General features: G+C 56.7%; 16 protein-coding genes. 10 read left to right on the top strand and 6 right to left on the bottom strand.

Annotated elements, in window-relative coordinates:
- Nucleotides 1-174: 174 nt before the first annotated feature.
- Together OXR61_RS12660 and alaC are read left to right on the top strand one after the other, a co-directional pair.
- The gene (locus OXR61_RS12660; RefSeq protein ID WP_031280018.1) at nt 175-699 is read left to right on the top strand and encodes a GNAT family N-acetyltransferase; all 525 of its coding nucleotides are present in this window, start codon (nt 175-177) and stop codon (nt 697-699) included.
- Between the two features lie 118 nt (nt 700-817).
- Complete coding sequence (alaC, locus tag OXR61_RS12655) at nt 818-2,053, top strand: alanine transaminase (protein WP_267412302.1); 1,236 nt, start codon at nt 818-820, stop codon at nt 2,051-2,053.
- A 42-nt stretch (nt 2,054-2,095) separates the two neighbouring features.
- Here alaC and ypdK read toward each other — a convergent pair whose 3' ends face one another.
- From ypdK to OXR61_RS12640, 3 genes are all read right to left on the bottom strand, one after another.
- Nucleotides 2,096-2,167 (bottom strand): membrane protein YpdK, encoded by a 72-nt coding sequence (ypdK, locus tag OXR61_RS12650; protein ID WP_006120362.1) that lies wholly within the window; start codon nt 2,165-2,167, stop codon nt 2,096-2,098.
- Nucleotides 2,168-2,369: 202 nt separating this feature from the next.
- Nucleotides 2,370-3,398 (bottom strand): HlyD family secretion protein, encoded by a 1,029-nt coding sequence (locus tag OXR61_RS12645; protein WP_267412301.1) that lies wholly within the window; start codon nt 3,396-3,398, stop codon nt 2,370-2,372.
- Nucleotides 3,399-3,403: 5 nt separating this feature from the next.
- The gene (locus tag OXR61_RS12640; protein WP_267412300.1) at nt 3,404-5,005 is read right to left on the bottom strand and encodes an MFS transporter; all 1,602 of its coding nucleotides are present in this window, start codon (nt 5,003-5,005) and stop codon (nt 3,404-3,406) included.
- 149 nt (nt 5,006-5,154) lie between these two features.
- Between OXR61_RS12640 and OXR61_RS12635 the strand changes: the two genes are divergently transcribed.
- The 4 genes from OXR61_RS12635 to OXR61_RS12620 all read left to right on the top strand — a co-directional run bounded on the left by OXR61_RS12635 (nt 5,155) and on the right by OXR61_RS12620 (nt 7,749).
- Nucleotides 5,155-5,940, top strand: a complete 786-nt coding sequence (locus OXR61_RS12635; protein WP_021509102.1) for an IclR family transcriptional regulator — start codon at nt 5,155-5,157, stop codon at nt 5,938-5,940.
- A 7-nt stretch (nt 5,941-5,947) separates the two neighbouring features.
- Nucleotides 5,948-6,400 carry a universal stress protein gene (locus OXR61_RS12630; protein WP_058758371.1) on the top strand — a complete coding sequence of 151 codons (453 nt, stop codon included), beginning with the start codon at nt 5,948-5,950 and terminating at the stop codon, nt 6,398-6,400.
- 9 nt (nt 6,401-6,409) lie between these two features.
- Complete coding sequence (locus OXR61_RS12625) at nt 6,410-7,213, top strand: hypothetical protein (RefSeq protein WP_125311820.1); 804 nt, start codon at nt 6,410-6,412, stop codon at nt 7,211-7,213.
- Nucleotides 7,214-7,467: 254 nt separating this feature from the next.
- Nucleotides 7,468-7,749 carry a membrane lipoprotein lipid attachment site-containing protein gene (locus tag OXR61_RS12620; RefSeq protein WP_021509105.1) on the top strand — a complete coding sequence of 94 codons (282 nt, stop codon included), beginning with the start codon at nt 7,468-7,470 and terminating at the stop codon, nt 7,747-7,749.
- A 73-nt stretch (nt 7,750-7,822) separates the two neighbouring features.
- Here OXR61_RS12620 and OXR61_RS12615 read toward each other — a convergent pair whose 3' ends face one another.
- Nucleotides 7,823-7,975 carry a hypothetical protein gene (locus OXR61_RS12615; RefSeq protein ID WP_166711810.1) on the bottom strand — a complete coding sequence of 51 codons (153 nt, stop codon included), beginning with the start codon at nt 7,973-7,975 and terminating at the stop codon, nt 7,823-7,825.
- Between the two features lie 281 nt (nt 7,976-8,256).
- Nucleotides 8,257-9,474 carry an MFS transporter gene (locus tag OXR61_RS12610; protein ID WP_152390601.1) on the bottom strand — a complete coding sequence of 406 codons (1,218 nt, stop codon included), beginning with the start codon at nt 9,472-9,474 and terminating at the stop codon, nt 8,257-8,259.
- Nucleotides 9,475-9,753: 279 nt separating this feature from the next.
- On the opposite strand from OXR61_RS12610, the gene OXR61_RS12605 reads away from it, so the two are divergent.
- On the top strand, nt 9,754-9,993 hold the full coding sequence (locus tag OXR61_RS12605; RefSeq protein WP_021313687.1) for a hypothetical protein: 240 nt from the start codon (nt 9,754-9,756) through the stop codon (nt 9,991-9,993).
- Nucleotides 9,994-10,029: 36 nt separating this feature from the next.
- Here the strand turns inward: OXR61_RS12605 and OXR61_RS12600 are convergent, their stop codons facing one another.
- Complete coding sequence (locus tag OXR61_RS12600; RefSeq protein ID WP_021509108.1) at nt 10,030-10,929, bottom strand: EamA family transporter; 900 nt, start codon at nt 10,927-10,929, stop codon at nt 10,030-10,032.
- Between the two features lie 182 nt (nt 10,930-11,111).
- Between OXR61_RS12600 and OXR61_RS12595 the strand changes: the two genes are divergently transcribed.
- From OXR61_RS12595 to tssC, 3 genes are all read left to right on the top strand, one after another.
- Nucleotides 11,112-11,975, top strand: a complete 864-nt coding sequence (locus OXR61_RS12595; protein WP_021509109.1) for an AraC family transcriptional regulator — start codon at nt 11,112-11,114, stop codon at nt 11,973-11,975.
- A gap of 613 nt (nt 11,976-12,588) precedes the next feature.
- Nucleotides 12,589-13,086: a type VI secretion system contractile sheath small subunit gene (gene tssB, locus OXR61_RS12590; RefSeq protein WP_021509110.1), complete on the top strand. Its 498-nt coding sequence runs from the start codon at nt 12,589-12,591 to the stop codon at nt 13,084-13,086.
- Between the two features lie 33 nt (nt 13,087-13,119).
- Nucleotides 13,120-14,667, top strand: a complete 1,548-nt coding sequence (gene tssC, locus OXR61_RS12585; RefSeq protein ID WP_031280019.1) for a type VI secretion system contractile sheath large subunit — start codon at nt 13,120-13,122, stop codon at nt 14,665-14,667.
- Nucleotides 14,668-14,672 lie beyond the last annotated feature (5 nt).

The raw sequence follows: 14,672 nt of genomic DNA, 5'->3' as shown, positions 1-14,672 counted from the left end.
AGATCCGCCCATAACGCCCGCCCCTGAAGGGAAGCAACGCAGATTATCCGCTATGAAACTGAAAAGAGGAAATCCTGAGTGCTAAAAAGAGGATTGCTGAAAGCGTGCAGCGGTCACTGGTTGTCACGGATGCGGTTTGCTATGTTGCCGTAAGCACAACAGCGGAGCGTGGCCATGCAATTACTCACCCCTCGTTTGTCCCTCAGCCGGTTACAGCCGGAAGACTGGCAGATTTTCAAAGCGGTACATGAAGATGCCGCGACCATGACCTGGGTGAGCGAGATCCCCGATGAAAACGACATCCGCCAGCGCTTTAACGAGCGGCTGGCACCGTGGCAACCCAGCAGTTTTCACATGCTGTGCCTGGTGGCGCGCCTGCGCGACAGCGGTGAAGCGATTGGTCTGTTTGGCTGCAGCGCCGAGTGGCATCCGTATCGTCAGGCCGAAGTGGGTTACATGCTGCGCCACGCCTGTACCGGTCAGGGCTACGGCAGCGAAGCGTTGCAGGCATTGTGCACGTTCCTGCTGCAGGCCGACTTCCACAAACTCAAAGCGCTGGTGATTGAGGGCAACTGGCCGTCGCGGCGCATTCTGGAAAAGAACGGTTTCGCGCTGGAAGGCACGCTACGCGATAATTACCGCCTCAACGGCCAGTGGGTAAACGATTGGGTGTTTGGGCGCTTAAACGAAGCAGGCTAAAAAATTTGCCGTCCCCCCTCGACAATATTGTTATCAGCGCGTTATGTTCTTGTTTCGGTCACGGCAGTGACCAGCGTCGCTCGGACGGTCCGGGCGCTAACGTAATCCAGAGGACATCATGGCTGATAACAGCACACCCCGTCGTTTCTCGCGTATTGAACGTCTGCCCCCCTATGTATTTAACATCACGGCTGAATTGAAGATGGCTGCGCGCCGGCGCGGCGAAGACATCATCGATTTCTCCATGGGCAACCCGGATGGCGCGACACCGCCGCACATCGTGGAAAAGCTCTGTCAGGTGGCACAGCGTGAAGACACGCACGGCTACTCTACCTCCAAAGGGATTCCGCGCCTGCGCCGCGCCATTTCGCGCTGGTACGCCGAGCGTTATCAGGTGGATATCGATCCGGAATCTGAAGCCATCGTTACCATCGGCTCGAAAGAGGGGCTGGCGCACCTGATGCTGGCGACGCTCGATCACGGCGACACCGTGCTGGTGCCCAATCCCAGCTACCCGATTCACATCTACGGTGCGGTGATCGCCGGCGCGCAGGTGCGCTCGGTGCCGCTGGTCGCAGGCGTCGATTTCTTCAATGAGCTGGAACGCGCCATCCGCGAAAGCTACCCGAAACCGAAGATGATGATCCTCGGCTTTCCGTCCAACCCGACATCGCAGTGCGTAGAGCTGGACTTCTTCGAGCGCGTCATCGCGCTGGCGAAGCACTACAACGTGCTGGTCATCCACGATCTGGCCTACGCTGACATCACCTATGACGGCTGGAAAGCGCCGTCGATTATGCAGGTGCCGGGCGCGCGCGATGTGGCGGTGGAATTCTTTACCCTGTCAAAAAGCTACAACATGGCGGGCTGGCGCATCGGCTTTATGGTCGGCAACAAAGAGCTGGTGGCGGCACTGGCACGCATCAAAAGCTATCACGATTACGGCACCTTCACACCGCTGCAGGTGGCAGCGATTGCGGCACTGGAGGGCGATCAGCAGTGCGTGCGTGATATCGCCGAGCAGTATAAACGCCGGCGCGATGTACTGGTGAAAGGGCTGCATGAAGCGGGCTGGATGGTCGATCTGCCGAAAGCGTCCATGTACGTCTGGGCGAAAATTCCCGATCACTATGCGCATCTGGGCTCACTGGAATTTGCCAAGCTGCTGCTGCAGGAGGCGAAAGTGTGCGTCTCGCCGGGCATTGGCTTTGGTGACTACGGCGATACCCACGTGCGTTTTGCCCTGATTGAAAACAGCGATCGTATTCGTCAGGCGGTGCGTGGCATTAAAGCGATGTTCCGCGCCGACGGTATTTTGCCGGGAACGGTAAAAGCGGTGGAAGAAGCAGAGTAATTACAAATCGGGGCGACTGAGCGGTCGCCCCGGCTGGCGTCTTTACAGCATCAGCACGAAGGTGCCGACCCAAAGTAAGACGAAGAAAGAGATTCCCATCAAGGCGTATTTCACAAAACAACTCCTCTGAGCGGTTACAATGATGGCGATCCCAAACCAGCGTAACCCGAACAGAATAAGAGAAAGGTGGAGTTCATCATCGCTACACGCTTTCTACTCAGGTCGCTTCGGGCTGCCCCGAAACAGGATCGAGCGCTAATTTACGCGGAATCGATCCGAAAATAAATAGGTCACTTCTGAGAAGTTGCTCACATTTTCATCGGGTCTCAATCTGCGGAATCGCCGACATGCCGACACGTAATTGCGCCAGATCGCTCTGATGCGGATCCAGCACAATTTTCACCGGCAATCGCTGAACCACTTTAGTGTAGTTGCCGGTGGCGTTATCGGGGGCAATCGCGGAAAACGTGGCGCCGGTAGCGGGGGCGATACTGTCAACGTGACCGGTGAAGATCTTGCCGGGCAATGCATCAATCTTCACTACCACTTTCTGGCCCGGGCGCACATCCGCCAGCTGCGTCTCCAGATAGTTGGCGGTGATGTAAGTCTGCTGCAGCGGCACCACGGCCAGCAGACGCGTACCCGCGCTGACCCAGGCTCCCACGCGCACCGAACGCTGACCCACCATGCCATCCACCGGCGCAATAATACGCGTATAAGAGAGATTCAGCCCGGCCTGGTCGACGCTGGCCTGCGCCGCCGCGACATCAGCCTCCGCCTGACGCAGCGCGGCCTCAAGCACCTTCACCTGCTGTTCGGCCGCCGCCAGCGCTGCTGCGCTCTGGCGCACCGTGGCGGCGGCGGAACGCTGGGTTGAGCTGGCTTTCTGCTGATCGTCAGCGGCTATGGTGCCGCTCTTGTACAGCTGGTTGTAGCGCGCCGCGCTCTGTCCGGCATACTGTGCCGATGCCTGACTGGCGGCCAGCGTGGCGCGGGCCTCGGCAATGGTGGACTGCTGCTGGTCGAGCTGCGCCTGCGCGCTCAGCCGTTTGGCGTCGCTGACCTGCAGATTAGCCCGCGCGGTCTCCAGCGCCACGCGATAGTCGCGGTCGTCGAGCGTCGCCAGCACGTCACCAGCCCGCACGCGCTGGTTATCCTGCACGTTGACGTGGGCGATATAGCCGGACACCTTCGGGGCCACCAGCGTGTAGTCGGCATTCACCCAGGCATCATCAGTGCGATGGTCGTTGCCGGTCATGGCTGACCACAGCCAGAACGCCATCGCCAGCAAAACCAGCAGCAGGGCGCTCAGCAGGATTGTTCGTTTCATAGCAAAAGCGTGCATAACAGTTATTCCGGAGTTTTGGTAACAGGTTGAACCAGGGTTTGCGGTGGCCAGACGCGTTTCGCCAGGCACAGCGTCAGCACTAACAGCCCGACAGCGAAAGCGATCAGCATCAGATACGCATCGCTCAGGCTCAGCACCATCGCCTGATGCTTCAGCAGGGTGGCGAAGCCGCTGAGATTGGCCGCGCTGCTGGCGCTGCCGTCGGCCAACAGCGGCAGGCTGCTGCTGGCCTGCTGGCTATCCGCTGCGGTCATCAGCCAGCTGCGACTGGCAGCCTGATCGACCAGCACGCTGGAGTGAAACTGCTCGCGATGGCTGATAAACCACTCCACCAGCGTGCTGGCCGCGATGCTGGCAAAGCCGCGAACGGTATTGAACATGGCGGAGGCGAACGGTCCTTCCGGCGGCGCGACCACGCTGGTGGCGCTCATCAGCACCGGCAGAATCACCATCGGCTGACCAAACGCCTGCAAGACCTGCATCAGCCAGAAGTTTTGCCGCGCCCAGTCGGTGGTGATCTGCATGCCGAGCAGGCAGGCGGTCGTCAGCAGCAGCACACCGGCGCTCAGCACCCAGCGGCAGTCAATCCAGCGGATATTCAGCAGGCTGGCGACCAGCGGTGCAATCAGCAGCTGTGGCAGGCCGATGGTCAACGCCAGCGGCGCGAACTGCAGCGTGCGAAACCCCTCCACCTGACCAAAATAGGCCGACGGCAGCGCCGAACCGGACAGCGCCAGAATCAGTACACCCGCCAGTGCCAGCAAACCGTGCGACAAATTACGCCGGCGCAGCATCTGCAACTTAAACAGCGGCAGCGGGTGAAACCATTCATTAATAAAGAACACAATCAGCAACGCCAGCGCACTGAATAATAGGGCGACAAACAGCGGCGAGCTGAGCCAGTCGAGACGCTCACCCTGCGTCAGCGCCAGAATCAGTAGCGCCATGCCCGAGCAGCCGCTCAGCATGCCGAACAGGTCAATCTGTTTAAATCGCTCAGTGCGCAGCGGATCCTGCGGCAGACCCCAGCCGATCAGCAGCATGGCGATCAGCATGGCCGGCACCACTTGCCAGAACACAAACATCCAGCTGACGTCATCGGTCCAGAACGCCGCCAGCGACGCCGCCAGATTCGGGCCAAACGTGGCGGTGAGGGCGTAAGCACTCAGCCCATAAAGTTTGATCGGCGGTGGCAGAAAGCGCAGCGCCACCGTCATCAGCAGCGGCGGCAGGGCGCCGCCAAACAGTCCCTGCACCACGCGCAGCGCAATAAGTAGCGGGGCCGTGGGCATAAAGGGCAGCAGGACACCGCACACCATGAAACCGGCCGACACCGCCAGCGCGAAGCGGCGCAGCGAAAAGGTGACGGCGAACCACGGTGCAATCATCATTGCGGCGACTTCCGCTGCCTGATAGGCCGAGATAATCCAGCTGCCGTCATCGTAGCTAATGCCGATTGCGGCACGGATATCGGCCAGCGCGATGTCGGTGACGCGATCGTTTAATCCGGAGGTCAGCGCGGCGATCAGCACCCCCACCAGCCCCAGCGCGAGGCGCAGGGTAAAAGGATGCGGTGCCGGTGCCGCGACGGGCTGGGCATTCATAGCAGGTGTCTCGTTATTAGTTGATGCAGTGTATTGCGATGTGATACAGCTCGCATCTTACATTTCGATATGGTGTATTGCAATGTGATACAGGGTGTAAAAGTGCGATCGTTCGCGCTAAAGTAGGGCAGGCCAAAAAGGAACGTATCATGGTAGAACCTCCCTCAAGCCGTGAGGATGAAAAAGCGGGTGGCATTCAGGTCATTGCGCGTGCGGCAAAAATTTTAAATGCGCTCGGTGAGCATCCGGGCGGCATGAGTCTGGGTGAAATTGCGCAGGTGGTCGATCTGCCGCGCTCGACGGTGCAGCGCATCGTGGCGGCGCTGGATAGCGCGCAGCTGGTGCGCAGCGGCGGGGCAGGCGGGCTGCGCCTCGGTCCGGCGTTGCTGAAGCTGATCTCCAGCGTGCACAGTGACGTGGTGGAAATTGTCCGGCCGTTCCTCGAACAACTCTCGGCGGAAATCAATGAAACAGTATCGCTGGCGCGGGCCAGCGGGACGCAGCTGGCGATAGTCCATTACGTGGTGGCCACGCGTGAACTGCGCGTGGTGCCACACATCGGCCTGAATCTGCCGCTTTACAGCACGTCCGGTGGCCGGGCGCTGCTGGCGCTGGAGAGCGACGAAGATGTGCGGGTGATGGTCGGTGAAGCCTATGCGGAACTGACGGAAATGACGGTAAAAACGCTGCCGCAGTTGCTGACGCTGATTGCGGAGGTGCGCGCCAGCGGACTGGCTATCGATCGCGGCGAAACGCTGGAGGGCATTTCCACCATGGCGGTCGCGATTGATACGCTGTTCGGGCGCTTCTCGATCTCACTGCTGGTGCCGACCGCACGTTTTCACCGCCAGGAAGCGCATTACCGGACAGCGCTGATAAAGTGTAAAGAGGCGCTGATTCGCGAAATTGGCAAAATAACTGCTGCGGAAGGATAACCGACTGATGAAAACCTTGCTGATGGCCATTGATAACTCACCGGTGGCGGAAAAAGTGATCGCCCTGACCATTGAACAGGCGCTGGCGCAACAGGCGCAGGTCACCGTGCTGTGCTGTGTCGATCCGGCTTATTCGTCGTGCAATCAGCCGATTGAGATCGACGCCGGGGAAGACCCGGACGATTTTGTCGTGGCGCAGGATGAACAAAACACGGCTGAAATGGTGGTACGCCATGCGCTGGCACCGCTGCTGCGCGCTGGCATTGACGCACGCGGGCTGATTCTGGCCGGTGAAGCGGCAGAAACCATTGTGGCGCAGTCTGAGGCGTTGCACGCCAGTATGATTATAATGGGCCGTCGTCACCTGTCGCCGCTCAACCGCCTGCTGAAAGGCTCGGTAAGCGCAGCAGTTATTGAACGCGCCAGCTGTCCGGTTTTAATTGACGTTCGCAAGGATTAATGTCGCTCCATGTTCTCGCTTTTCCCGCTCACGCTGGCCGCTTTTGTGCTGCTGGCGATCATCATCGTGATACTGCTGCGCACCACCGCGCTGCGCGTCTGGCAGGGTGTCCTGCTGTTTTTGCTGCCTGTGCTGCTGGCTAATCTGCTGTGGTTTAGCTGGCTGCATCCGCGTCAGGAGCGCGAGGCGCTGGCGGCGCAGGTGGCTATCCAACTGAGCGACGCGCCGGGTTATCGCGTGCTGAAAGTGCAGGAGCCGGCGCTGTGGCAACTGCTCAATCGCGAGTTGCAGCACAAGCTGGCAGAGGGCGTACCTGCGGAGCAGGCGCTGGGCGATATGCGCGGCTGGCTGATGGATTTGGTGAATCAGCGCATGGCGCGCGCCAGCGATGCGGCGATCATCAACTACATCCGCGTTTCGGTGCAGGAGATGCAGGCGCTGCAGCAGCAGGATACGCAGCGCTGCTTCCGTTTCCTCTATCCGCAGGTCAGCGGTGGCGTCAATCTGCAACAGGTGCTGTCGCCGGAGCTTAATCAGCGCGATGGTGAAGCGCTCGAGGCACTGTTGCAAAACAGTACCGGCGATGAGCTGGCGGTGGATCAGCCTCAGGCGCAGCGCGATCTGCAGCGCGTGGTGGAAAAACTGTATGGCAAGTGGGGCGATAAGCTGCAGCAGCTGAATATGCCGGCGGATACGGCGGTGGATCGCGGCACGATGTGCGCGATGTCGATTGATCTTTACAGCGGAATTCTCGCATTGCCGGACAAACAAGCGGCCAATCTTTTGCGTAAGATGGTCAGCCTTACCGGATAACGGGCGAAAAAAAGCCCGCTCAGCACGGGCATAAAGGTCACTTTCAGTATGTCTTTTTGTGTGTATCACCTGGTGTGGTGCAGACTTCGTTTTGTCTGAAGTCATCTTCTCACTGCTGATGTGATAAGGAAAACCGTTTGGTTTTATTGATTTGATTGGCGAAAGCTTTGCATTAATCGGACATTTCGCGTCTTTTTCCTATAGAGGCGTGTGGCGTTGCCTTTTACACTGCAACGTCTGATGAGGACACCCTAATGAATAAAATGCTTATTAGCGCGTTAGCGCTTTTTATGCTGGCCGGTTGTAGTGTCAGCAAACCCGGGGGTTTTGAGCGCGTGGATGAAGATGCCCGTTCAAATACCGTACAGTATCGTTACGATCCACAGAAGCTGGATAAAGATGCGCTGGAACTTGATCTGGCGAATTACTGTAACCAGCGCGGCTTCGATAAAGTCGAGTCGCTTCCGGCGCAGGACAGCAATTTGCCTGGCCTGAAGAAAGTCTGGTATCAATGTAATTACGCGGTGAAAAGCTAAAAAATAAGGGCGGGATTGATTCCCGCCCTTTCTTTATTCATTTTTTATTATGTGCTGTGTGTGCTTTGCCCAATTACCAGTGACGATAGCCGCCATGGCCGTGATGCCAGCCGCCGCCGTGCCCGTGGCCCCAGCCGGGACCGCGTCCATGGTCGTGCTCGATAATACACCCGCTTAGCATGGTCATAATCGCCACCACCGAAGCGACTTTTATTAACTTCTTCATGGAGAGTCCTCCTCTTTTCCAATGAGGCCAGATTAACCGGGAAAAGTGGAGTGAAGATGCAGTGAATGTAGAGTTATTTCCGTAATTATTACCAGATATGTCAATTAAAAGCTAAAAGTGACAGGGCGGGAAATAAACCAATCGGAATAAGCTGAATAGCGCCTGATAATAACCCGATTACTCTGAAATGCAAGGTTAAATAACAGTCATTCTCAACGCGTGATCAATTCTGTGGTTATCAGTAAAAAGCCTGCCGTGCATTTACACGGCAGGGTGGTGAATTAATTATGCAGTACCGGCGCGACCAGGTTTTGACGATTTGGCAGACGGATACTGAGCGACAGCACCAGCGAGATCACCAGCAGCGTCATAATCAGACTGAAGGTCACGGTGAAGCCGCCGAACACCGAAGCTACCAGCGAGCCAAGCACGCTACCGATGCCGAAGCCGAGATAGATCAGGCCGTAGTTTTTGGTCAGGTTGTTGAGGCCGAAGAAATCGCTGACCAGTGACGGGAAGACGGTGATGGTGCCGCCAAAGCTGAATGCCACGCAGGCCAGCGACAGGAAGAAGGTGGTTTCATTCATGTGGGTGAATAGCAGGATGCTCATACCGCTCAGCGAAACCAGCTGTGCCAGCGAAATGACCCGGATGCGCGCCATTTTGTCCGACAGCACGCCGAGAATCAGTCGTCCGCTCAGGTTGGCAATGGCAATTATCGTCACCGCATTGGCCGCCGTTTGCGTGCTCAGATGCACCAGGCCTTCACCAATGTCTTTCGCGACACCAATCACATACAAACCACTCATGCAGGCCGTCAGGAACATCAGCGCCAGCATCCAGTACTGCGGCAGGCGCACCGACTGCGCCAGCGTAAACTCCTGTGTGGCCTGTTGCTGACGTGAACCGGCCTGCTGCAGCGGCGCATCGCGCATCATCAGTGCCCCGGCAATAATCATCGTCATCGCCAGCACACCCCAAATCACAAAGGTATTTTCCAGCCCCTGAGTGCTGAGCAGCGCGCCACAGATAAATTTAAAGCCGAGACTGCCGAGGCCGTAAGCGCCGATCGAACAGGCCGAAATCAGCCCTTTGCGCTCCGGAAACCACTTCACGCAGTTAGAGAGCGTCATCAGATAGCCCGCGCCATCGGCCAGCCCGACCAGAATGCCGGCGCTCAGGTACAGCATCATCAGGTTGTCAGCATGGGCGGTCAGCCAGAAGCCAATCGCCATCAGAATGCCTGCACCGATAGTGACGTTGCGCACGCCAAAGCGTTCCTGCAGCTTGCCGGCCAGCGAGGAGGCAATCGCCAGACCAAGACTGAGCAGACCAAAGGAAAAAGCCACCTGGCTGACCGGCGCATCCAGTTTCTGCGCCAGCTGGCCGTTAAACAGGCTCCAGGTATAAACCGAGCCGAGCGCGAACTGGGTAATGATGGTGCCTGCGAGGGTAAGGATACGGACACGCTGATGATTAGGGGTAACGGCTGTTGTCATTTTCTCTCTCCCATCCGGGAATACGGAATCTGCAGCGATAATAAGCCTCACGCGGGCGCGGGTGGCGCGGACGGGCGTGAACGGAGCGGGAGACGGAATGAACTGCTGTGAAACCGGTATGAATGGCATTGCGCCCTTGCTTAAGCGCAGCGCGGATGTCGTCACATGAACAGGCATTGCGACAGGTGAGCATGTGTAACAGGGTGTTTTAAGCGCAGCATCTGCGCGGCAAAACGCAGGAACTTTGCCAGGCTTATAGTTCATTCAACAGGAGGAAATATGAAAGACCGGGCATATGAATCCGTATCCAGCGGGGATGAGGTTTGCTGCATCATCGGTCAGGCGGTTATCGAGTTAAGCGATGAACAGCAGCCTGTGACCAGGTCCACCCTGTCGCTGAAATTACTGGCGATGGCCGACCGCGACAGAGATGATGAACGCGTTCTGCTTTACTGGATTGCCAGAAAAGCCATTAACCAACCTCACCAGCTCAACATCGGCGTCGGGGGCTGGCGCTAGAGGAGTGACAGAGCGGGCGCCATGCCCGCTCTTGCTTCAGGCCAGACGTAACCGGCGATGAGCCGGCCAGCGCACGAACATCACCATATTCCCTGCCAGAATCATCACCAGTCCGACGATGGCATTGCTATGCCACTGATAACCTTCATACAGCGTCGAAAGCGTCAGCGCCACCAGTGGAAACAGCAGGGTGCTGTAAGCCGCCTGGCTGGCACCGATGCGCCCCACCAGCGTGAAGTAGGCACCAAAGCCCAGTACCGAGCCAAACAAAGCCAGATAGCTCATCGCCCCCAGCCACTGCAGATTGAGTGCCGGTGCCAGCGCGTCGCCATTCACCAGCGCCAGCACGGCCATGATCAGCGCACCGTACAGCATGGCGTAGCTGTTGGTGGTCAGCACGTCGCGCTGACGACGCTGATGGCGGGTAGAAATCATATTGCCAAAGGAGAAACCGAGCGTGCCCAGCGCGCTCAGTCCCACGCCCCACAGCAGCTGCGGCGCAACATGGGCTGACTGAATATCCTGCCAGAACAACGCAACAATCCCGCCGAGGCCCAGCGCGGCGGCGGGCAGCAGGCGGAAAGGCGGGCGCTGGCGGAAAAAAATCCAGCTGTTGAGCGCGTTATACAGCACCGCCATCGAAAAAATCACCGACTCCAGTCCGGTGCTGATCATCGCTGCCGCATGGTAAAAGCAGACAAAATTAAAACCGAATACGCAGCCGCCCTGTAACAGACAAAACAGGTGGTCACGCGCATCCAGCGTACGCAGACGTTTCAACAGCCGGAGAAGCACCAGCATGGTCAACGAGGCGAACAGGAAGCGCCAGAATACCGCCACCAGTACCGGCGTATCGGCGGCCTGCTGCTGCAGAAAAATCGCAATCCAGGTAGTGCCCCAAATCAGCACCACCGCGAGGTATAACATCAGGTTCATCAGAAACTCTCCGGCGGAATCAGGCTCGCAGTGTGCCTGAGCGACAGGAGCGCGGCTTGCATGACTTTGCGCAGCACTTGCAAATTCTTGCGCTTTTTCCCGCCTGGTCCGGCATTGGCCTGTTTTCTGTCCGGTCAGTTGCGTAAACTACAGGACATCAACCCAGAGAGCGATGTCAGACCATGCCGGAATATCAGACGTTTACTATGCTTCAGCGTCACAAAGCGCAGCTGCGCGATAGCGTGCAGCTGAGCGGCGGCATTCGGCTGGCGGCATGGTTCAACAGTGGCGATCGCGTGACCAACCTCAGCGATCACCATACGCTTAGCCTGTACGTTGCCGATGGTTACGACACCTGGCACAAAACACCGCACGGCTGGCGCAACGGCGGCGCGCCGGATCGCTTTTGCCTGATGCCGTCTGGCACCGAGTCGACCTGGGATCTGCGCGCGGATTTATCCTTCGTGCACCTTTATTGCACCGATGCGCATTTGCGTCACCTCGGTGAGCAGGTGTGGGATCGCAGCCCGGCGCAGCTTAACCTGCATGAGAAGATTTTTGCCGACGATGATCGCATCACCCAGCTGTATCGCCATTTTCTGCTGAGCTCCGACTGGCAGCAGCCGGCTAACCAGCTGATGCTGAGCAGCGCCTCAACACTGCTGATGACCCATCTGCTGCAGCGCTACAGTCAGGTACAGTGGCAGCTGCCGCAGGTGCGCGGCGGACTGGCACCGGTGGTATTGCGCCGCGTGCTGGCGCTGATCGATACGCAGCTGGATCAGCCGTTAACGCTGGCCCAACTGGCGGCAGAGGCGGCGCTCAGCGAATACCATTTTGCACGTATGTTCCGCAGCAGCACCGGCGAAGCGCCGCACCAGTATGTGATGCGCCGCCGTATGGAAGCCGCGCAGCAACTGCTGCAATTCAGCGCGCTGTCGCTCACCGAGATTGCCCTGCGCTGCGGTTTCCACTCCTCCAGCCATTTCAGCAACCGCTTCCGTCAGCTGCACGGCATGGCACCCTCGGCATGGCGTCAGCGCTGACGGGACAGTTGGAATGAAGTTTGCGAGGAATAGATTACTGAATTAGCAGCGGCGCGATTGATCGCGTACGTCATTATTGCATGAACCACGCTATCCTGATTGATCCCTCTGGTCGCACCCGAACGTTATTTATACGAAATTTCCCGCATGGGTGATGATTTATACGATTACGTTGAACGGATGTAGCACGGGGCTTAGTTGCGCTCTGTTTTACCTGAAATCTTTACTTCATCTCATTACCCTCCTGTATGAAATTCCGCACTGCTGCTATCCGCAATTTTTATCTTTTTATGTCATTTCTTTCTTGATGGTGTGATGGTTTTGGGCGGATTTTTTATTTTGACCTGAATCAACAAATTTACGCTTTGTTAATATTAATCCACATCTTTATTTTTTATTGGCATTAATGTGTGGCCTTTAATGTCTTTGCCAGTTTTTTTAGCTGGTTTCAGGTGACAATGATCTGCCTTTTTTAGTGTTAATGGCTTGTGTGCGTCACTTTTGCAGCTTAAAGATCTGTTCATTTGCTTTTATGTCGATCATTGCTCTGCTGTTACCTCTAAAGTAGTATGGCGCGAAAAATGTGCGCTGAGATAAACAGAGGGGTGATGAAATGGCAGATAGTTTCCAGAATGAAGTGCCAAAGGCACGTATTAACTTAAAACTTGACCTGCATACCGGTGGCGCAAGCAAGAAAACCGAGCTTCCGCTGAAATTACTGGTGGCGGGCGACTTCAGTCATGGTCAGGCGTCCGCACCATTATCAGAGCGAACCAAAGTTAATCTGAATAAAAATAATTTTGACGCAGTGCTTTCCGAATATTCGCCCAAAGTCACGGTTGCCGTTAAAAATACGCTGGCCGATGACGGCAGCGAAGACAGCATCAGTCTGACTTTCCAGAGCATGAAAGATTTCTCTCCGGAACAGGTCTCCCGGCAAATACCTCAGCTGAAGGCCATGCTTTCCATGCGTAATTTACTGCGCGATTTAAAAGCCAACCTGCTGGATAACCAGGCCTTCCGAAAGGAGCTGGAAAAAATTCTGCTGGACCCGGCGTTAAGCGCAGAACTGCGCGCTGAGCTCTCAACTCTGGCACCAAAACAGCCATAACCATCACGATGATTTAACGGATTAATAAGGAAGATGCTGATGTCTGTAAATAATGAGAATGCGACGGGTGGCGAGAGCGTGGTGCTGGAACGTCCGGCAGCCGGTGGGGTGTATGCCACCCTGTTTGAAAAAATCAATCTTAACCCGGTTTCTGAGCTGAGCGCGCTGGATATCTGGCAGGATGCGCAGGCGATGTCGGATGCAACGGCGGATGAGCGTTTAACCGCCGGCATGCAGGTATTTCTGGAGTGCCTGAAAAAATCAGGCGCAAAAGTTGAAAAACTCGACAAAAACCTGATTGACCATCATATCGCCGCGCTGGATCACCAGATCAGTCGTCAGCTGGATGCGGTCATGCACAGCGAAGAGTTCCAGGCAGTGGAGAGCCTGTGGCGCGGCGTGAAATCGCTGGTTGATAAAACCGATTTCCGCCAGAACGTGAAAGTCGAACTGCTGGATATGTCTAAAGAAGATCTGCGTCAGGACTTCGAAGACAGCCCGGAAATTATCCAGAGCGGCCTGTATAAACACACCTACATTGATGAGTATGACACACCAGGCGGCGAGCCGATTGCGGCGCTGATTTCCGCTTATGAGTTTGATGCGTCTGCGCAGGATGTTGCCCTGCTGCGCAATATTTCAAAAGTGTCTGCTGCGGCGCATATGCCGTTTATCGGCTCTGCCGGCCCGCAATTCTTCCTCAAGGATTCAATGGAAGACGTAGCGGCCATCAAAGATATCGGTAATTATTTTGACCGCGCTGAATACATCAAGTGGAAATCCTTCCGCGAGACGGACGATTCGCGCTACATCGGTCTGGTGATGCCGCGTGTGCTGGGTCGCCTGCCGTATGGCCCGGATACCGTTCCGGTGCGCAGTTTTAACTACGTTGAAGAAGTCAAAGGCCCGGATCACGACAAATACCTGTGGACCAACGCCTCGTTTGCCTTCGCATCCAACATGGTGCGCAGCTTTATCAACAATGGCTGGTGCGTGCAAATCCGTGGTCCACAGGCCGGTGGTGCGGTGCAGGATCTGCCGATTCATCTGTACGATCTGGGCACCGGCAATCAGGTGAAGATCCCGAGTGAGGTAATGATCCCGGAAACCCGCGAATTTGAGTTCGCCAATCTCGGTTTCATTCCGCTGTCCTACTACAAAAACCGCGACTACAGCTGCTTCTTCTCAGCCAACTCCACCCAGAAACCTGCGCTGTATGACACTGCGGATGCCACCGCTAACAGCCGCATTAATGCCCGTCTGCCGTATATCTTCCTGCTGTCGCGTATCGCGCATTATCTGAAGCTGATTCAGCGTGAAAACATCGGCACCACCAAGGATCGGCGTCTGCTGGAACTGGAGTTAAACACCTGGGTGCGCAGTTTGGTGACCGAAATGACCGATCCGGGCGATGAGCTGCAGGCTTCTCACCCGCTGCGCGACGCGAAGGTGGTAGTGGAAGATATCGACGACAACCCGGGCTTCTTCCGCGTCAGGCTGTACGCCATCCCACACTTCCAGGTAGAGGGTATGGACGTCAACCTGTCACTGGTTTCCCAGATGCCGAAGGCGAAATCGTAAGCGAA

It is taken from the genome of Pantoea sp. GM_Pan_4, assembly GCF_026541005.1.
Lineage (GTDB): Bacteria > Pseudomonadota > Gammaproteobacteria > Enterobacterales > Enterobacteriaceae > Pantoea > Pantoea dispersa.
This window is presented reverse-complemented; position numbering and strand designations above follow the sequence as displayed.